The 18869-nt window shown below is 46.9% G+C and carries 15 protein-coding genes; 9 read left to right on the top strand and 6 right to left on the bottom strand.

The window, feature by feature from the left end; translation table 11 throughout:
- Positions 1-37: 37 nt before the first annotated feature.
- The 6 genes from arnA (at position 38) to ACRRS1_RS01315 (ending at position 7771) form a co-directional block, all read left to right on the top strand.
- Positions 38-2014, top strand: a complete 1977-nt coding sequence (gene arnA, locus ACRRS1_RS01340; protein ID WP_432468546.1) for a bifunctional UDP-4-amino-4-deoxy-L-arabinose formyltransferase/UDP-glucuronic acid oxidase ArnA — start codon at positions 38-40, stop codon at positions 2012-2014.
- A 2-nt stretch (positions 2015-2016) separates the two neighbouring features.
- Complete coding sequence (gene arnD, locus ACRRS1_RS01335; protein WP_432454993.1) at positions 2017-2931, top strand: 4-deoxy-4-formamido-L-arabinose-phosphoundecaprenol deformylase; 915 nt, start codon at positions 2017-2019, stop codon at positions 2929-2931.
- Positions 2932-2944: 13 nt separating this feature from the next.
- Positions 2945-4600 (top strand): lipid IV(A) 4-amino-4-deoxy-L-arabinosyltransferase, encoded by a 1656-nt coding sequence (gene arnT, locus ACRRS1_RS01330; protein WP_432454994.1) that lies wholly within the window; start codon positions 2945-2947, stop codon positions 4598-4600.
- On the top strand, positions 4597-4953 hold the full coding sequence (locus ACRRS1_RS01325) for an EamA family transporter (protein WP_432468547.1): 357 nt from the start codon (positions 4597-4599) through the stop codon (positions 4951-4953). The genes arnT and ACRRS1_RS01325 overlap by 4 nt, the downstream gene beginning before the upstream one ends.
- Positions 4944-5378, top strand: coding sequence for a 4-amino-4-deoxy-L-arabinose-phosphoundecaprenol flippase subunit ArnF (gene arnF / locus ACRRS1_RS01320; protein WP_432454996.1), 435 nt, complete (start codon positions 4944-4946; stop codon positions 5376-5378). The genes ACRRS1_RS01325 and arnF overlap by 10 nt, the downstream gene beginning before the upstream one ends.
- Positions 5379-5506: 128 nt before the next feature.
- Positions 5507-7771 carry a hypothetical protein gene (locus ACRRS1_RS01315; RefSeq protein WP_432468548.1) on the top strand — a complete coding sequence of 755 codons (2265 nt, stop codon included), beginning with the start codon at positions 5507-5509 and terminating at the stop codon, positions 7769-7771.
- 404 nt (positions 7772-8175) lie between these two features.
- On the opposite strand, the gene ACRRS1_RS01310 is transcribed toward ACRRS1_RS01315, so the two are convergent.
- The 3 genes from ACRRS1_RS01310 to ACRRS1_RS01300 all read right to left on the bottom strand — a co-directional run bounded on the left by ACRRS1_RS01310 (position 8176) and on the right by ACRRS1_RS01300 (position 10641).
- Positions 8176-9111 (bottom strand): LysR substrate-binding domain-containing protein, encoded by a 936-nt coding sequence (locus tag ACRRS1_RS01310; RefSeq protein WP_432468549.1) that lies wholly within the window; start codon positions 9109-9111, stop codon positions 8176-8178.
- A 90-nt stretch (positions 9112-9201) separates the two neighbouring features.
- Positions 9202-10134, bottom strand: a complete 933-nt coding sequence (locus ACRRS1_RS01305) for a YiiD C-terminal domain-containing protein (RefSeq protein WP_432454999.1) — start codon at positions 10132-10134, stop codon at positions 9202-9204.
- 81 nt (positions 10135-10215) lie between these two features.
- Entirely contained in the window at positions 10216-10641 is a 426-nt protein-coding gene (locus tag ACRRS1_RS01300) for a hypothetical protein (RefSeq protein ID WP_432468550.1), read from the bottom strand.
- Positions 10642-10751: 110 nt separating this feature from the next.
- Between ACRRS1_RS01300 and ACRRS1_RS01295 the strand changes: the two genes are divergently transcribed.
- Positions 10752-12020, top strand: a complete 1269-nt coding sequence (locus tag ACRRS1_RS01295) for a hypothetical protein (protein WP_432468551.1) — start codon at positions 10752-10754, stop codon at positions 12018-12020.
- Between the two features lie 32 nt (positions 12021-12052).
- Here ACRRS1_RS01295 and dtd read toward each other — a convergent pair whose 3' ends face one another.
- On the bottom strand, positions 12053-12490 hold the full coding sequence (dtd, locus tag ACRRS1_RS01290) for a D-aminoacyl-tRNA deacylase (protein ID WP_432455002.1): 438 nt from the start codon (positions 12488-12490) through the stop codon (positions 12053-12055).
- Positions 12487-13371: a virulence factor BrkB family protein gene (locus ACRRS1_RS01285; RefSeq protein ID WP_432464222.1), complete on the bottom strand. Its 885-nt coding sequence runs from the start codon at positions 13369-13371 to the stop codon at positions 12487-12489. Before ACRRS1_RS01285 ends, dtd begins: the two co-directional genes overlap by 4 nt.
- Before the next feature lie 194 nt (positions 13372-13565).
- Between ACRRS1_RS01285 and ACRRS1_RS01280 the strand changes: the two genes are divergently transcribed.
- Both ACRRS1_RS01280 and cls read left to right on the top strand, forming a co-directional pair.
- On the top strand, positions 13566-15122 hold the full coding sequence (locus ACRRS1_RS01280; RefSeq protein ID WP_432464221.1) for a SulP family inorganic anion transporter: 1557 nt from the start codon (positions 13566-13568) through the stop codon (positions 15120-15122).
- A gap of 105 nt (positions 15123-15227) precedes the next feature.
- Positions 15228-16676, top strand: a complete 1449-nt coding sequence (cls, locus tag ACRRS1_RS01275) for a cardiolipin synthase (RefSeq protein WP_432468552.1) — start codon at positions 15228-15230, stop codon at positions 16674-16676.
- Between the two features lie 252 nt (positions 16677-16928).
- On the opposite strand, the gene typA is transcribed toward cls, so the two are convergent.
- Complete coding sequence (gene typA, locus ACRRS1_RS01270; RefSeq protein ID WP_432468553.1) at positions 16929-18752, bottom strand: translational GTPase TypA; 1824 nt, start codon at positions 18750-18752, stop codon at positions 16929-16931.
- Positions 18753-18869 lie beyond the last annotated feature (117 nt).

Raw genomic sequence — 18869 nt, 5'->3', positions numbered from 1 at the left:
ATAACTAAATTTAGCGATTACTTCTAAGGAATAACCCATGAAAGCAGTGGTATTTGCCTATCACAACATTGGTTGTATTGGCATTCAAAGTCTTCTCGATGCGGGGATCAATATTGCCGCAGTCTTTACCCACCTCGACGACAGTCAAGAAAATGTATTTTTTGACTCGGTCGCCAAATTAGCTGCACGACAGGGGATCCCGGTATTTGCACCTGAAGACGTCAATCACCCGCTATGGCTGGAAAAAATTAAGGCGCTACAGCCCGATGTGATGTTCTCGTTCTATTACCGTTCAATGCTTAGCCAATCGCTTCTCGAGATTGCGCCCAAAGGTGGCTTTAACTTACATGGTTCTTTACTTCCGGCTTATCGTGGCCGCGCGCCAGTAAATTGGGCCCTAGTGAATGGCGAAACCGAAACCGGAGTCACACTCCATGCCATGACCGCAAAAGCAGACGCTGGCGACATTGTGGCACAGCATAAACTGCCCATCGATGCTGATGACACGGCTGCCACTTTGCACCAACGACTCACCAAACTCAGTGGTGAGTTGCTCGCACAAACCTTGCCCAGTATTATCGAGGGTAGTCATTGCTTAATCCCCCAAGATGAAAGCCTCGCCAGCTGTTATGGTCGCCGAACCCCGGCCGACGGTGAAATTAAATGGTCCGATAACGCCCAAACCATTTTCAATCTTTGTCGCGCGGTCACCGAACCTTACCCTGGCGCATTTACCTTCTTAGGTGAACGCAAGGTGATTTTTTGGAGCACCAGCATCAGCGAGCAAGATTATGATGCAAGCCCAGGAACCATTGTCGCGACCACGCCACTAACCATTGCTTGCACTCAAGGCTCCATCGTAGTCAATACTGGCCAAAGTGAACAGGGTTTATATCTCAATGGCCAGCAACTCGCCAGCGAGTTACACCTCGTCGCAGGCATGCGCTTTGGCCCACAAGCCAGTTCACTGATCGCCGCCAAAAAACGGCAAAAAGTACTCATTTTAGGAGCCAATGGTTTCATTGGTAATCACTTAACTAAACGCTTACTCGACGATGGCAAGTATGAAATTTACGCCATGGATATGAGCGCCAACCAGATAGAACAACATTTAACCCACCCCGATTTTCACTTTGTCGAAGGTGATATCACCATTCACAGTGAGTGGATTGAATACCACATTAAGAAGTGTGACATCGTGTTACCTTTAGTCGCCATCGCAACGCCCATCGAATACACCCGTAATCCACTGCGCGTATTCGAATTAGACTTCGAAGAGAATCTCAAAATTGTTCGCGAGTGTGTCAAATACAACAAACGCATCATCTTTCCTTCCACTTCGGAAGTGTATGGTATGTGTACCGATGAAGAATTTAACGAAGATAGTTCGCCATTAATTACCGGTCCAATTAACCGTCAGCGATGGATTTACTCAACCTCTAAGCAATTACTCGACCGAGTGATCTGGGCCTATGGTAAAAAAGACAACCTGAAGTTTACCCTGTTCCGTCCCTTTAATTGGATGGGGCCTCGCCTAGACAGCTTAAACTCGGCGCGGGTGGGTTCCAGCCGGGCGATTACTCAGCTGATCTTAAACTTAGTAGAAGGTACGCCAATTAAATTGATTGATGGCGGTGAGCAAAAACGTTGCTTCACAGATATCTCCGAAGCCATTGAAGCCTTATTCCGGATTATCGAAAATAAGGATGGTCTGTGTGACGGGCAAATCATTAATATTGGCTCACCAGACAACGAGGCAAGTATTAAGCAAATGGCGGAAACTCTGGTTGAAAAATTTGCCGTGCATCCACTACGCGATCGCTTCCCTCCTTTTGCGGGTTACCATTTAGTCGAAAGTAAAACCTTCTATGGGGATGGTTACCAAGATGTTCAGCACCGTCGACCTAGCATTCGCAACGCCAAGCGTTTACTCGATTGGGAGCCGACCATCAAGATGGGAGATACCATCGAAGAAACCCTCGATTTCTTCCTAAAAACGGCTGTTGACGAATAACCATGAGTGTCCAAGATACGATTAAAGTTGGCCTACGGATCGATGTTGATACCTTTCGAGGCACGCGTTTAGGCGTACCCAAGCTATTAGACATCTTCCAAGAGCACCAAATTAAGTCTTCATTCTTCTTCACTGTTGGTCCAGACAATATGGGCCGCCATATTTGGCGGCTGCTGCGTCCAGCCTTCTTAAAGAAGATGTTACGCTCTAAGGCCGCCAGCCTTTATGGCTGGGATATCATTCTGCGTGGCACATTTTGGCCAGGGCCAGTGATCGGTCACAAGCTCGCGTCAGTCATCAAGCAAGCAGATTTGGCTGGCCATGAAATTGGCTTGCACGCTTGGGATCATCACAAGTGGCAAATGAAAACCGACAGTATGTCACCCACCGAGTTAGCCAAAGAGCTCAGCAAAGGCTACCAGATGCTCTCCGATATTATCGGCAAAGAGATCAGCTGCAGCGCCGTTGCTGGCTGGCGCTGCACCGAAACGACCCTCGATGAAAAGGAAGCCTTCCCATTTCGTTACAATAGTGATTGTAGAGGCAAGTCGATCTTTGTTCCCAAGTCGGGCATGGCCCCCCAAATTCCAGTGACACTACCCACCTATGATGAACTGATCGGTCAAGAAGGCGTAGACGAGCATAACTATAACCAAGCCATTCTCGACAAAATTAAACCGGATGCACTCAATGTTTATACCATCCACGCTGAAGTGGAAGGCATTGTTTGTGCGGAAATGTTTGAGCAATTGCTGATCCAAGCGAAGCAGCACAACATTGAGTTTGTGCCACTGAGCGACCTACTCGATCAGCATTACGAGACTTGGCCGCAGGACAGTATCTTAAACATTGAAATAGAGGGTCGTGAGGGCTGGCTGAGTCACCAAGCCTCGCTTGTGAGACCAATCAGTAGCTAAGCTAGGAACAAACATGCGTCACACACAACTTAAATTATCTAGCTGGGTTCCCATTTTCTTTATCCTACTGTATTTACTGCCTTTAGGGCTGCGCGATCTCTGGTCTCCCGACGAATTACGTTATGCCGAAATCTCACGAGAAATGGTCGCCTCCGGCGACTGGATCGTACCGCACTTTAATGGTCTACGTTATTTCGAGAAGCCCGTGATGGGCTATTGGATGAACGCTTTGGCGCAGCTGGTATTTGGCGAAAACAATTTTGCAGTGCGAGCCTCATCAGCCTTTAGCGCGCTTGGCGCAGCTTTCTGCCTATGGTTATTACTCTGGCGGTTTGCTTCACGCTCAATTGCCTGGCTCGCTAGTGGGATCTATCTCAGTATGTTCATGGTCTCTGGGATAGGGACTTATAGTGTGCTCGACAGCATGTTAAACCTTTGGCTCACCGCCAGTTTTACCGCTTTCTATTTTGCCATCCGCAGTGACACGACCCGGCAACGCGCTAAATATTATGGTTTGGCCGGTTTATATTGTGGTTTTGCGGTACTCACCAAGGGCTTTCTGGCCTTAGCGCTACCGGTGCTGGTGGTCGTGCCTTATATGCTGTGGAGTCAGCAATTTAAACAAATTATTAAATGGGGCTGGTGGGTGATGTTACTGGCACTGCTGGCTTGCCTCCCTTGGGCCTTGGCCATTCATGCTGCCGAGGTCGATTATTGGCATTACTTTTTTTGGATTGAGCATATTCAGCGTTTTGCTGCGGAAAATGCCCAGCACTCGGCGCCAATTTGGTACTACTTGCCCTTTGTTGCCGCCGGAGTATTACCTTGGCTATTTTGGTCCCCCAGTGCACTGCGTCACTTAAAAGGGCAAATGCATCTTCCCCTGTTACGCTATGCCCTTCTCTGGGCAATATTACCCTTGCTGTTTTTCTCCCTAGCAAAGGGTAAATTGGCCACCTACATTCTGCCTATTATGGCACCCTTGGCGATTTTGTTTGCCTTTGGCATTCAGCAAGCCTTTGCGCGTTCCTGTCGTGGGCTCAATTGGGGATCCTGGCTAAATGCGCTGTTGTTCGCACTCTTGGCAATAGCAACTTTAATTCTTAATTTCAGTGGCAAGTTACCCTTAGACGCCGATGAAAGCTATCGACCTTGGCTGCTATTTAGCATCTTCGCCTTTTGGTCAGCAATGGCGGTCGTCGCAGTTAAAGCCAACAGTTTAAATGGTAAGGTAGCCAGTTACATGCTGATGCCCTTGGCGCTATTTATGCTGGCTTGGGCGACTTTCCCCAACCTCAGTATTTATTCAAAAATGCCGGCCAAATTTGTTCAACAAATTGAACACTTGGTCGATGCTAACACCGTTTTGGTTGCCGATTACCCCGATACCATGTCAGCCCTTAATTGGTATTTCAAACGCAGTGATGTGTATTTAACCAGCGCCAAAGGTGAACTCGAATATGGTCTAAGCTACCCCGATGCACAGCAACGGTTTGTCCCCAGTGCTGCGCTAGCGACATTCATTGAACAACACCGTAAAGTAGCACCAGTATTGATTTACTTTCGTGATAAACCCCATTTCGGCGATACCCTTCCTGCCACCGACCAACGCATTCAACGCGGCCGCTACACTGTACTTTACTATCAAGCCTTGCAGAGTCAGCCGTGAGCATTTTTTTATTACTGACGTCAATCGCCTGTAGTTCCTTGAGCCAATACTGGCAGAAACGAGCCGCGCTACTATTCGTTGCGCAGCCCAATATGGGGATCCGCAGCAAACTATTGGCAAAACCGCTATTGTTGGGGATCGTGTTTCTGGCGCTCGGGGCCATCTCCTGGCTAGGCGTGCTCAGCCAATGGGATGTTTCAGTGGCCTATCCGCTGCTCAGCAGCAACTTTGTGATTATGTTGTTGGTCTCCAAGTTCGCCTTTAAGGAACAAGTGTATACTCGCCAGTGGTGGGGCGTGCTCTTGATTGTGATCGGCGTAGCTATTTTAGGAGGCGCCAGTCAATGGCTATAAAAGCGCCCCCATATAACCTCAGCCTGGCCTTACTCAGTGTGCTATTTATTTCATTAGCACAACTGGCCATGAAATGGGGCATGAGCCAACTCAACCTGCATTTTTCATCACTGAGCGAGCTTTGGCTTCAGCAGCAATGGGGCTTATTATTCAGCGCGAGCTACCACTACTTACTCGCGGTGATATTTGGACTTGGCTGTTATGGGCTGTCGATGTGTTGCTGGGTGATGGCCTTAAGACATCTCCCCCTGTCATTAGCCTACCCTTTGCTGAGTTTAAGTTATGTCTTGGTCTATATAGCGGCTGTTAGCCTGCCTTGGATAGACGAGACATTTAGCGGGCTAAAAGCGCTTGGCATCGTCTTTATCTTATGCGGAATAGCCTTGGTTGTGCCAAGCTCTAAACGCAAAGATAAAGGTGATTAACGATTAAAGACTCAGTTTTAGTTAAGCTAGGGCTAAGCGGCTATGAATAATAAGCAGACTCAAGTATTGTAGCTACATAGCCAACTTATTAATATTACGTTAATTAGTCGCAAGGAAACGCTGCCTACATGAAACGCCTGCTTGACTTATTTGCCATTTTTTTATTGCTAATACTGGCAACTTCAGTCTTTTTCTTGTTTTCTTTTCACCCCGATCGCTACAAAAGCGATTTCCTGGGTTGGTTCAATCAACAAAGTGACTGGCAGTTAACTTACCAAAGTAGTAACTGGTCTTTGACTGATCCGCTGAGTATTGAAATCTACGGTCTAGAACTCGCCAAATCAGAGCAAGCCGCTCTCATGGCGAAAAGCGTTCAGCTAGAGCTTGCAGCCCTACCACTTCTAAAGGGCCAGTTAAGCTTAAAATTAGTGACTCTAGAAAATGCTCAACTGGCAATGAGGCCCGAGCTGCTGCAAGCAAGCAAGCCCGCGGATGGTCACTCAACCCAACAAGACTTTTCGCTGCTTTGGATAAATCAATTACAGATCAAACAATTACAACTCAAAGACAGCGACGTACTATGGCAACAAGGCCAACAAAGTTATCACCTAAAACAGCTTGAATTAAGGATCGAAGACTTTGCCGTAGACTTAGCTCATCCTTCCCCCAGCGATTGGCAATTTAGCTTACAAGCCAGTGCTGAAAAGCTGGACAACCCCTATCAAGAGGTGCAACTGCCACAGCTCAACCTTCAATATAGCAACCAAAAGCTAAGCATCACACATCTTGGAGCCGACCTCTGGCAAGGTTCATTTTATGGTTCAGGAGAGCTGAGCAACAAACACTTACAAGTTCAACAACTGGTATTGAACAATGCTCGAATCGAGCACTTTACTCAGCCTAAAGATAAATCACCATTAGCCAACCAAGCATCCACTCAGGGCCAACAATTCCCTTCTTTCAGTTGGCTTGAGCAAATTGATATCGATAGTATCTTGCTCAATAAAATCAGTATGGCCACGCAAGTTTCGGGGCATAATCTGGTGCTCAACCACTTTACCGGTGAGTTGGAAAATATTCACAGCCGCTGGCCTCTCAAGCAAGAGCAAGTCACCGCTAACTATGCCTTTATCGCTGATGAGGTCACCTTCGACCAATTTCAATTAAGTGAACTCACCGCCAGCGGGGCGGTCGCTCAAGGGCGCTTTACCCTCGATGCTTTCCGCAGCGATGTCTTTAAAGGAAAACTGAGCTTAGCGCTAGACTACCATTGGCAACAAGCGGCGCTAAACATCCAACAGCTCACCTTGAGCAATAGTGAAATCCCAATTCAACCTAGTTGGCTAAGCCTGATGCAAACGAAGGACAATGCTACTGAACAAGTCTCCCAAGCACTGACGACAGGCCCTCGATTACAACAACTTAATATTGAGCAGGTCAATTTACAACAGGTAAAACTGCTGTCTTATTTGGATCAGTTTCCATTCTCGGCTGAAGGCTTAAATGTTGAGTTACGTCATTTAGCGCTGCTCAAAGATGGTCAATGGCAGAATATCGAGCAACTCTGGCAACCCAGTGCTCAATTATTCATTGAAGCGCCAGAACTGGCCTTTCGAGGGATCGCGCTGAGCCATGTCAGCATGGATGTCGGAGCAGAACAACAACTAGGCTATTTCAATTTATACGGGGAACTACCGCTGGGCCAATTTGAATTACAGGGACAAGCTTTATTAGATCAACAGCACAAACCTTGGAAAGCTGAAATTTCAGGATTGTTACTCAACTTAAGCTCATTGGCGAGGTTAGCCAATAATCGCGATTTCAAGTTATTAGGCGATCTGACCTTTAGCGGCAAACTGCACGGCAAGCTGCAAGACTTTAATCATAATATCGACGGTAGTATCGATTTACATAGTCAGTTATTGCAACTCCCCGGTGTCGATCTGGAAGTCACCCTTGACCAAATCATCGAAAGCCCCCGGCAATACTTCGAAGATCCCAATCCCTTGATTGCCAACGGACTCGCTGTTTTTTGGCAAGCACCGAACAGCTTACCAAAGGGCTTGACTCAATTTACTAATCTGGCGCTTAGCGCCACCATTGGTCAAGGGAAGTTAAGTTTTGCCCCCCAACGCTTACCCGGTTTGCGCTACCAACTTACCCTCCAAGGTGATATCGATTTAGCCGCTCAACGCTTCGACAATTTGCAGTTTGTGGTCGCCGACCAGCCTTGTTGGCGCTTAGTGCATACCATTGATGGTCGCTGGAGCGCACCGACAATGAGCTTCGACCACTATCGTTCGCAACGCCGTTATCTTGTAGAACAACATCAATTTGTCCAAACGCCACAAGTACAGCCGTGTCGCTATCCTCTCAACCAAGTACAGCCCTAGCTAAGCTTGCGGTGCCCCTTCGATGAGCCTCGAGCATCACCGTTCGCAACGCCGTTATCTTGTAGAACAACATCAATTTGTCCAAACGCCACTAGTACAACCGTGTCGCTATCCTCTCAACCAAGTACAGCCCTAGCTAAGCTTGCGGTGCCCCTTCGATGAGCCTCGAGCATCACCGTTCGCAACGCCGTTATCTTGTAGAACAACATCAATTTGTCCAAACGCCACAAGTACAGCCGTGTCGCTATCCTCTCAACCAAGTACAACCCTAGCTAAGCTTGCGGTGCCCCTTCGATGAGCCTCGAGCATCACCGTTCGCAACGCTGTTATCTTGTAGAACAACATCAATTTGTCCAAACGCCACAAGTACCGCCGTGTCGCTATCCTCTCAACCAAGTACAGCCCTAGCTAAGTAAATCTAAAGAGGGATGTGGAATAGAGCCGGTATTTAGGGCCAGCGCCTGTTCAATCAAACAGTCACGCAATGGGTTTTGGCTACTATCTTTACGCCACACAAAATTGAAACTACGACGCATATCTAAATCGGGAGTCGTTAAGCGCACAAGCTGGCCCGCCTGCACTGCCTGCTCAACGCTACGCCAGGGCAAACAACTTAAGTAAGCCCCATTTGCCACCAATGCAATCAAGCTGGGGACGTGGTTGTATTCCCGCCATACCTTCAGTCGAGTAATTTTGCCATGAATCGCACCGTTAAAGATCTCTCGAGTCCCCGATCCGCCTTCTCTTAATACCCAACGGGCCCGACTTAAGCTGGCTAAGTTCACCTGCGACTTGGTTGCTAGTGGGTGTTGCTGACCCGCCACCACCACCAGATGATCTTCACACCAAACTTGTTGCACAATCCGGCTATCCACACAGTGGCCTTCTATCATGCCCAACTGCAGTCGATAATCGAGTAAGCCCCCCACCACCGATTCGGTATTACTAATCTGTGGGCTAATCACTAAATCCGGATAGTCTTGGTCGAGACGAGAAATGATCTGAGCGAGAAAATACTCAGCAATGGTTTGACTGGCCCCCACAGCCAACTCTCCACTAATAATTTGCTGGCCAGCAAATCCTTGCATCACATGCTGACTTTCCATCAATATCCGCTTCGCTCGGGGACGTAACCAATGGCCCCAATGATTCAAGCGTAAGCGCTTCCCTTGACGTTCAAATAAACGTTGCCCCAAACCTGATTCTAATTGGCTTAATGCCATGCTGGCCGCTGACTGGCTCATCGCAAGCTGCTGTGCCGCCACACTCACACTTTGAGTTTCAGCGATGGTGACAAAAACCGATAACTGTTTGAGGCTAAAGCGATAAAGATGTTGCATATAAGCTTTCCAGATGAATCGATGAAGATCTATTTACGCAGCTAATATAACAATAATTCCGCGAAGCAAAAATAAATCAGCGAACAATCATCAAATCGCAGCCGTCGACGCTTCATGATTTGCCTCGGTCCGAGGCAAAATGATGTAAAATCCTTTGAATTCAGCGGCCAATTTTTTCTCACAGTAAACTTCAACAGTGACCGTCATCTTACATTTTTTAGCGTCTAACAAAGGCAGTAAACTACCCTTCATTTGACTCTTATTTACGGTTGCGAGAGCATCGTCACTAATCGCTTTACGGTGTTTAATTTCCCCCTTTGCCAAAACAATATCACCAGCAAAACCATGCTCTTCCAACATTAACCAAATCATTCCCCAACCCGACAACACCGCTTGGCTATAGATGCTGCCAGCAAACATGGTCGAATGCGGATTACTATTACCCGCCAGCGCGAGCCTGGTGGTAAGCTGCTTTCCGGTATACTGGTGTAAACGCAAGCCCATTTTTTCACTCATTGGGATCTGCTGATTAAACATTTGCTGTAAGGCTGTACACAACTTTGGTTGACGAACAAAACGATGCTCAGCAGAAAGCTCTTTCACCATTTGCTGAACTTTAACTTTTACCTTATCAAAATTTGGGCTCCCTGCGGGCTCAAAACCACAACTACGGAAGAATGCTTGCGACTCACCCCGAGCATTCACCACGATACGCTGCACTCCCTCTTCGTGAGCCGCCGCTTCCAAGGCTAACATCAATAGTGTTCCCAAACCGGTTTTCCGCTGTTCAGGAGCAACCGCCACATGACGAATTAGAGCTTCTTTATTGTCGCTCAGAAATAAACGCCCGACAGCCAGCGCTTCACCATTACGATCATGGATCATCCGGTGAATACTATGCGCATCATAAGCATCACGTTCACTCCCTAAAGGGAGTTGTAAGGGTTTATTTAATACTTCCCAGCGAAATTGGTAGTATTTGTCCATTTCACCGAGAGCTTCTGGGCAAACGACCTTATACATAAACTCATTCCTTATCGCTTATCAACCAACAAGTAAGCTAAACACAGGCGGCGACTCGCGCCAACCACTATTGATGATTAACTATTTTGTCAAATGAAGCCAAGCTTTACATCTTACAGTTAAATACAACAGTAAACCAACAATCAACATACTCGTTAACATATCCATCAGGCTGTGGTAAGCCAAGTGATACATTAACCAAAGATAAGCCCCGTAGGCCAGCCAACTCAGTCCCCGCCAACGGGGGTACAGCTGCGCCAACGCAATTTGAAGACTAAAGGCCAAGGCGGTATGGGTACTGTAATCAAGACCCAGACTTGGCCACCACGAATAATAATTGTCAGCCAACATCAGCCCATAAGTCATCCCCAGGCTCAAACCTAAGCGCCACCAAACGTCCCCCGAAGAATGCCTATTCAGGCGATGGCTAGCGTAAAATGCGGTAAGCAACAGTAATGCCTGGAGGGGGCTATAAAGATCAGCAAGCACCGCAAATAAATCATCCAAACTCTCAGTTCCTCAAATCCAAGCACAGCTCAGCCTACAGCATTCCTTAGCAAATCCATATAGAATGACCAGACTTTGCATCGCTAGTTACCATCAATGGACCTGCTGAAATGAAAAAATTATTGCTCTGCGCGCTGTTACTACTCGGCTTACTTGGACTTGCTCAAGGCCTCGGCCATTATCAATATCAGCAGCAAGTCAGCCAATGGCTCACTCAACTCGCACAGCAACAGCAATGGCAACTGAGTCGGCAAATCGACAACAGCAACTGGTGGCAGCAGAACGAAACCTGGCAACTTCAAGGCGATTTGCAACAATTGGGTTTAGCTCCCCAAGCCGTGAACCTAGTGATTCAACAACGAGTGACCTTTTGGCCGCTGTGGTTAACTGGAGAATGGCAATTTGACCCGCAGCAAGCTGACTATCAAGCGCTACTGCAACATTACCAACTCGCACCTTTCGCGCATCAAGGGCGTTGGCAGGCAAATATTATCCGACAACGACTGACCCAGCAATTTAAGCTAGAGGCCTTTCAACAAACCTTGCAACAAGTCGAACTAAACGTAGCCCCTTTACAGCTTAATCTCACCAGCGACTTAGCCATGCAGCAAGGAGAGTTGAATCTCGATTGGCAAGGAATGCATTTAACTGACCACCAACAGCAAGGCGATTTCATCTCGATTGGGCAAATACAGCTCAGTGAACGTTTTACCCAACACCAGCAATGGACACTAGTCGAGCAAGCTAACTGGTCGGTCGCCAGCCTCAGCTTTCAACTCGCCGAAGCTCATATGAGCTTCGATTTACAGCAACTGAAGGTCAACAACCAATTTAGCGAACAGCAACAAAAGGCTTATTTGGGGATTAATGGCGAACTCGGTAAGCTCCATTTTTCAGAAGGTGAACAACATCTCACGATGGAGAAACTGCGCTTACGTTCTCAATTAGGGGGGATGCCAATGGATAGTTTAATTCAATTGAGCCAACTCAAACAGCAGCAGACCCAAGCAAGCGCGCTGGATCCACTGGTACAACAAGTCGTCGCAGCGGGACTCGACTGGCAGCTTGATCAGCTCGCCGTGAACATCGATTCAAATTACTCGCAAACCGTACTAAAGGGCGATCTACAACTTTCTGGACTGGCCAAGCTATTGCCCTTTGAGCTCACCGAGATATCTAAGCCCTTACAGCTGTTACGTTATTTAGACTTAAAACTAAACATCGATGTGAGTGACCAGCTATTTAGCTACAGCCCCTTGGCTGGCTATATTTTGGCACTACGTCAGGCGGGTTACTTAGAGCATCAAGCAGGCCGAGACCAGAGTCAGCTAGTGTTCAACGACAGTGAATTTAGCATGAATAACATCGCAGTGAATTAAGTAGATTAGGCTGTCAACAAGTGGCAGCCTAATTACACCTGCAACCAGAAGGTCATTGGCCCATCATTGACCAAGGAAACCTGCATATCGGCGGCAAAAGTGCCCGTTTCCGTCGCCAGCCCTCGGTCCCGGCAAGCCTCCACGAAAAATTGGTAAAGAAATTTAGCTTGATCCGGGGTGGCCGCCTTAGAAAATCCCGGTCGTAAACCTTTATCGGTTTCTGCGACCAAGGTAAATTGCGATACCACCAACAAACTGCCGCCGGCCTGTTGTAGATTTAGGTTGGTTTTCCCCTGAGCGTCACGAAAGACTCGATATTTAATCACCTTCTCGCAAAGTTTAATTGCTTTGGCCTGATCATCAGCTTGCTCTACACCGAGCAATACTAATAAGCCAGCACCAATACTTGCGGTCATTTCCCCCTCAATGCTAACACTAGCTTGGCGCACTCTTTGAATCAATGCAATCATGACGATTCCTCAATAACAGAATTTGGCGATGAATTTTTCAACTGAGTAAATTCACCTAAAGCGGCAGTAATTTCAGCACCAAACAACACCACAATCCAACTTAAATAAACCCAAACAAACAAGATAGGAATACTGGCTAGTGCGCCATAAATAACTTGATAGGAAGGAAAAGACGAAACGTAAAAGGCAAAGCCACGTTTACACACTTCAAACAACAAGGCTGCAACCACCGCACCAGTAAAACCGTGCACAAAGCGGATCTGCTTATTCGGTACTAATAAATAAAGCAAACAAAAGGCTCCAATAGAAAACAGCAACGGTACCACCCGTAGCAATTGGTTCCAGATCCCCAATAGAGTCTCATCGGCAAATAACTGTATCGAGAAAATATAAGAACTCAGCGCCAAACTGCCCCCCATCAATAAAGGCCCCAGCGTCAAAATCATCCAATAAATAGGAAAGGCGCTGCGCCAGCGACGCTTAACCGTCACTCGCCAAATCATATTTAAACTTTTATCGATGGAGGAAATTAACATCAGTGCGATCACTGCTAAGGCAACAATCCCAACGGTGGTCATTTTCGACGCGTTATCCACAAAGCCACGCAAATTCTCTCGCACCACATCGCCAGAGGCGGGAACGAAATTATTAAACACAAAATCTTCGATCAATTGTTGAAAACCAGCAAACACCGGAAAGGCGCTGATGATGGAAAAAGTCACTGCAACCAGAGGCACTAAAGAGAGTAAGGTCACATAGGCGAGAGAACTGGCGATCATGGTCAGTTTGCCATCTTTAATCCGTTCGAGCAGAAATCCGCTAAAGGCCTGCGCCTCAACCCACAGCCCTTGCCAGCGACTTGCCGTTAACCATTGCGCCATGATCCCTTGCCCCAAAAATAATTATTCTTGCAAAGAATGACTCAGTTAAGGGCGCAACTCAAGTTTAACAAGGGCTTATGTATCTTTATCGAGCACTATAGATACTTATTTGGGTGATGTTTTTTTGAACTAAATCACATTTGATGCTAGAATCCTGCCCCATTTCGTTTCGTTGTTCACCGGATCCTAACTACATGTTTGAATTTCCAAGATTTAGAGGAGCCACGGTTAAAAATGACCTGCTCTCAGGTTTAACCGTCGCACTTGCACTCGTCCCCGAAGCGGTCGCTTTCGCTTTTGTTGCAGGCGTCGAGCCCCTCGTCGGCTTGTACGCGGCCTTTATGGTAGGTTTGATTACTGCAATCATCGGTGGCCGACCCGGAATGATTTCTGGTGCTACAGGTGCATTAGCAGTGGTGATGGTTGCACTGGTCGCCGACCACGGCGTGCAATACTTGTTTGCCACGGTAGTATTAATGGGAATACTGCAAATTCTGGCGGGTATATGTCATTTAGGTAAATTTATCCGGATGGTGCCCCATCCAGTGATGTTAGGCTTCGTCAATGGCCTAGCCATTGTGATTTTCTTAGCTCAACTGAGCCAATTTAAAGTTAGCAATGCCCTCGGTGACTTAGAATGGATGCAAGGAACCCAATTGTGGACCATGTTAGCTTTAGTGGCAGCCACCATGGCTATAATTCATTTTTTACCCAAACTTAGCAATGCAGTGCCAGCCTCGCTGGTTGCAATTGTAGGCGTAACTGTAGCGGTTCACCTGCTCGGTTTAGACGCCCGTACGGTGGTCGATTTTGTGCGTAGCATGACCGGACACGCTGATGCGACCATTGCTGGTGGCCTACCCAACTTTGCCATTCCAAGTGTTCCGCTGAATCTTGAAACTTTAACCATCATCTTGCCCTATGCCGTGGTACTCGCAGCGATCGGCCTGATTGAGTCACTATTAACTCTGACCGTGGTTGATGAGATGACCAGCACCCGAGGACACGGTAATAAAGAATGTATTGGCCAAGGGGTTGCTAACGTGACCACAGGCTTCTTTGGCGGGATGGGTGGTTGTGCGATGATAGGCCAAAGCATGATTAACATTCGTTCCGGCGGCCGCGGTCGTCTCTCTGGGATTACAGCCGCACTCGCCCTACTTTGTTTCATTTTATTTGGGTCTTCTCTAATTGAAATGATCCCTTTAGCTGCCTTAGTTGGGGTGATGTTCATGGTGGTATTAGGCACCTTCGAATGGGCCAGTCTACGAATGATGAATAAAGTTCCTAAGGCCGATTTTTTCGTGATTGTCTTGGTCTCGGTCGTCACCGTATTCACCGACTTAGCCATCGCCGTAGTGATTGGCGTGATCGTATCGGCGCTGGTCTTCGCATGGCAACATGCCAAACACATCTATATCACCACCGAGAGTGTTGATGAAGAACACAAAGTTTATCTGTTAGATGGTCCATTATTTTTTGGCTCGACAGCCAACTTTCTCGAGCTATTTAATCCCGAGAATGACCCAAAAGATGTCGTGATTGATTTCGCTAAATCACGAGTGAGTGACCACTCAGCTATCGAAGCTATCGATACCTTGGCCGAACGTTATGAAAAAGCAGGTAAAACGCTGCATCTTAAACACCTTAGCCCTGAATGCCGTAAGCTATTAAGTAAAGCCGGAAGCATGGTTGAAGTGAATCTGATTGAAGATCCAAGCTATAAAGTAGCGAGTGACACCTTAGGTTAACGCTCAGCATTATCGCTCACCGAAGCCGCGCCTCTCTGGTCGCGGCTTTTTTATTGAATTCATGCTAATTTTAAACTCTATCATTTGAACTGGGGTGAGAAGCTGTTGTTAGATACCGTCTTATCTGATTTAGCGCTACTAATTTATTCCCTGCTGATCATTGCGGTGATCTTTCAAGTGGTGATCAAACGCCGCCCTGTCGGTGTGACTCTGAGCTGGCTGCTACTTATTATCGCAATTCCGCTACTCGGTATTATTTGCTACCAATTATTTGGTGAGCGCTATCTAGGACGCTTACGCGTGAAACGCGCACGCTTAATAGAAGTAAAGTATAAACAAAGCATCCATCAATTTAGTCGCTCTCCTTATGTGCAGGAGCATGCCTGCTCTGCCCAAGCAGAGCCACTCAATCGACTCACCCGACGACTGCTAGGCCTACCGATCCTAGGCGGCAATCAACTCACCAATTTAGATGACTCGCTGGAGACTTTACGACGACTCACCGAAGATGCCTCTCAAGCACAACAAAGTATTTATTTTGAATTTTACATTGTGCAGGAGGGCGGTTTAGTGGACCCCTTACTGGATGCATTAGCCGCTGCAGCAAGCCGAGGACTCAGCGTTTACCTGCTCGCCGACTCGGTCGGCTCTCGGCAGTTTCTGCGTTCCGTGAAACGACAACAACTGGCACAAGCGGGGGTCAATGTTGTGGAAGCGCTGCACGCCAATCCGATACGGATGTTACTGCAACGTGTCGACTTACGTTTGCACCGAAAAATTGCCGCTTTCGATCAGAAAATCGCTTATACCGGTTCAATGAATTTGGTGGACCCTCGGTTATTTCAGCAAACCAGTGGCTTTGGGCTATGGGTCGACTTGATGCTACGCGTCGAAGGCCCTGCTGCCATCAACCTACAAGCGGTAGTGGCCTACGATCTTGAAATGGAAACCGATACGCCATTGATTGAGGCCATCAGTTTTGAAGCCTCATTTGCAGTTAAAGGGCAGCAGTCAATGCAAATCATGCCTTCGGGACCGGGCATCTTTGGAGACCATATCATCCAACTGCTGCTGACTTCTTTGTATGTCGCACAACAGCAAATTATATTGACCAGCCCCTATTTTGTTCCCGACGAAAGTCTACAAATGGCCTTGGTTAGCGCAGCTAATCGCGGTGTAGAAGTGGTGCTAATTTTACCTGCACGAAATAATTCTTTCTTAGTTCGCTATGCCAGTCATTCATTTTACCAGCAATTATTAGATGCTGGCGTTAAAATTTACCGCTTCAAAGGAGGATTGTTACATACCAAAAGCTTGCTTATCGACCAACAAGTGGCTCTGGTGGGCAGCGTTAACTTAGACATGCGCAGCCTTTGGTTAAACTTTGAAGTCACCAGCATCATCGATGATCATCAATATGCTCAAAACTTATATCAGACTGTACGAGCTTATCTAGATCAGAGCAGCCAAATTGACCCTATCGCCTGGCGTAAACGTCCTCTTTACCGACGCCTCATCGAAAACTTATTACACGTGGTGAGTCCCCTGCTTTGAGTAATACCAAGCTGATTAATTATATGCTCAACTTATTGCGCTGAATAAATCCACAGATAACCAGGCATGAAGCGCAGTAATTAATGGCTCTAATCACAAAATACATCACGCAGTTAGCGGTGATTGAGGCCAGTAAGAGTGAACAGATAATGAGTTAGATTGGTATACAACAGGCATTTGCATTTAATCGGCTCCAGAAACAACAAAGGCAGCTTGCGCTGCCTTTGTTAATTTTTAAGTCATAAGCACAGCTTATGGCGCTTTTGGTGGCCGAGCTGCACGCTTACGATCGTTTTCAGTAAGGTGGCGCTTACGAATACGAATACTCTCTGGCGTTACTTCAACGAGTTCATCATCATCAATAAATTCTAAAGCTTGCTCTAGAGTTAACACAATCGGCGGCGTAAGGGTTTGAGCTTCATCGGTACCAGAAGAACGAACGTTGGTGAGCTGCTTACCTTTCAAACAGTTTACCGTTAGGTCGTTTTCACGGGTATGGATCCCAACAATCTGACCTTCGTATACTTCGTCAGCATGTTTAGCAAACAAACGACCACGGTCTTGTAAGTTAAACAACGAGTAAGTCAGTGCTTTACCGGTAGCATTGGAGATTAATACGCCATTTTGACGTTGACCAATGGTGCCGCCTTTGTGTGGACCGTAACACTCGAAAGTATGGTAAATCAAACCAGAACCCGAAGTGAGAGTCATGAATTCAGTTTGGAAACCCATCAAACCACGGCTTGGCATCAGGAAGTCCATGCGAACACGACCTTTACCGTCTGGAGCCATATCGGTGAGGTCACCCTTACGAATGCCCATTTGCTCCATAACACTGCCTTGATGCGCTTCTTCAACATCAATGGTCACTGTTTCATAGGGTTCTTCCAGTTTACCGTCAACGGTACGTAGAATTACTTCTGGACGTGATACTGCAAGTTCAAAGCCTTCACGACGCATGTTTTCGATCAAGATCCCAAGATGAAGCTCACCACGGCCTGATACGCGGAACTTATCGGGGTCATCCATTTCTTCAACACGTAATGCAACGTTATGCACCATTTCTTTTTGTAAACGCTCTAAAATATTTCGAGAGGTCACAAACTTACCTTCTTTACCAGCAAACGGAGAGTTGTTCACTTGGAAGGTCATGTTCACCGTTGGTTCATCTACGCTTAAAGGTGTTAAAGCTTCTACATTATTGGTATCACAAACGGTGTCAGAGATTTTTAACTCGCCTAAACCGGTGATAGCAATAATGTTACCCGCTTCCGCGAGAGAAGTTTCTTTACGCTCAAGACCGAGGTAATTTAGCACGAGGCCTATTTTACCGTTACGTTTCTTACCATCAGCACCAATAATGGTCACTTGCTGGTTTGGCACAACACTGCCGCGGGTGATACGGCCAACACCAATCACACCGACATAAGAGTTGTAATCCAACTGAGAGATTTGCATTTGGAAATCGCCGTTTGGATCAGCGGCTGGGGGTGCAACGTTATCTACAATCGCTTGGAACAGTGGTTCCATATTGTCTGATGGATTATCTAAATCCATTGTCGCCCAACCATTGATAGCTGATGCGTAAACAACTTTAAAGTCTAATTGGTCATCAGTGGCACCGAGGTTATCGAATAAATCAAATACTTGATCCATCACCCAATCAGGACGAGCGCCAGGCTTATCGATTTTATTGATCACCAAAATTGGCTTCAGGCCTTGAGCAAAAGCTTTTTGAGTCACAAAGCGGGTTTGCGGCATTGGGCCTTCTTGTGCGTCAACCAACAGCAAGACCGAATCAGCCATTGACATCACACGTTCTACTTCGCCGCCAAAGTCGGCGTGTCCAGGAGTATCTACGATATTGATATGGTAATCATGCCATTCGATAGCAGTATTCTTTGCAAGAATCGTAATACCACGCTCTTTTTCAATATCGTTAGAGTCCATGACTCGCTCTTCAGCATCGCCACGGGTAGTTAGAGTTCCTGATTGCTGCAATAGCTTGTCTACCAGGGTAGTTTTCCCATGGTCGACGTGAGCAATAATGGCGATGTTTCTTAACTTATCTAGCACGGCGTTTAGCCCTTTATATAATGAGGTAAAATCAAAAAGTGGGCTATTGTACATATAAACGACAAATTCTCATAGTTTTAAGTTGATCACGGTTTTTCTAACTAGCAATTAGGGTAT

It is taken from the genome of Agarivorans sp. Z349TD_8 (assembly GCF_050870825.2).
Taxonomy (GTDB): Bacteria; Pseudomonadota; Gammaproteobacteria; order Enterobacterales; family Celerinatantimonadaceae; genus Agarivorans.
Note: the sequence above shows the minus strand (reverse complement) of the source record. Positions and strands in the feature narration are given on the sequence as shown.

Excerpts from the sequence above, each read along its gene's own strand:
- ACRRS1_RS01310 (WP_432468549.1), bottom strand. The coding sequence starts at position 9,111 with ATGCAACATCTTTATCGCTTTAGCCTCAAACAGTTATCGGTTTTTGTC.
- arnT (WP_432454994.1), top strand. The coding sequence starts at position 2,945 with ATGCGTCACACACAACTTAAATTATCTAGCTGGGTTCCCATTTTCTTT.
- ACRRS1_RS01280 (WP_432464221.1), top strand. The coding sequence starts at position 13,566 with ATGTTTGAATTTCCAAGATTTAGAGGAGCCACGGTTAAAAATGACCTG.
- arnA (WP_432468546.1), top strand. The coding sequence starts at position 38 with ATGAAAGCAGTGGTATTTGCCTATCACAACATTGGTTGTATTGGCATT.
- dtd (WP_432455002.1), bottom strand. The coding sequence starts at position 12,490 with ATGATTGCATTGATTCAAAGAGTGCGCCAAGCTAGTGTTAGCATTGAG.
- arnF (WP_432454996.1), top strand. The coding sequence starts at position 4,944 with ATGGCTATAAAAGCGCCCCCATATAACCTCAGCCTGGCCTTACTCAGT.
- ACRRS1_RS01285 (WP_432464222.1), bottom strand. The coding sequence starts at position 13,371 with ATGGCGCAATGGTTAACGGCAAGTCGCTGGCAAGGGCTGTGGGTTGAG.
- ACRRS1_RS01315 (WP_432468548.1), top strand. The coding sequence starts at position 5,507 with ATGAAACGCCTGCTTGACTTATTTGCCATTTTTTTATTGCTAATACTG.
- arnD (WP_432454993.1), top strand. The coding sequence starts at position 2,017 with ATGAGTGTCCAAGATACGATTAAAGTTGGCCTACGGATCGATGTTGAT.
- ACRRS1_RS01295 (WP_432468551.1), top strand. The coding sequence starts at position 10,752 with ATGAAAAAATTATTGCTCTGCGCGCTGTTACTACTCGGCTTACTTGGA.
- ACRRS1_RS01305 (WP_432454999.1), bottom strand. The coding sequence starts at position 10,134 with ATGTATAAGGTCGTTTGCCCAGAAGCTCTCGGTGAAATGGACAAATAC.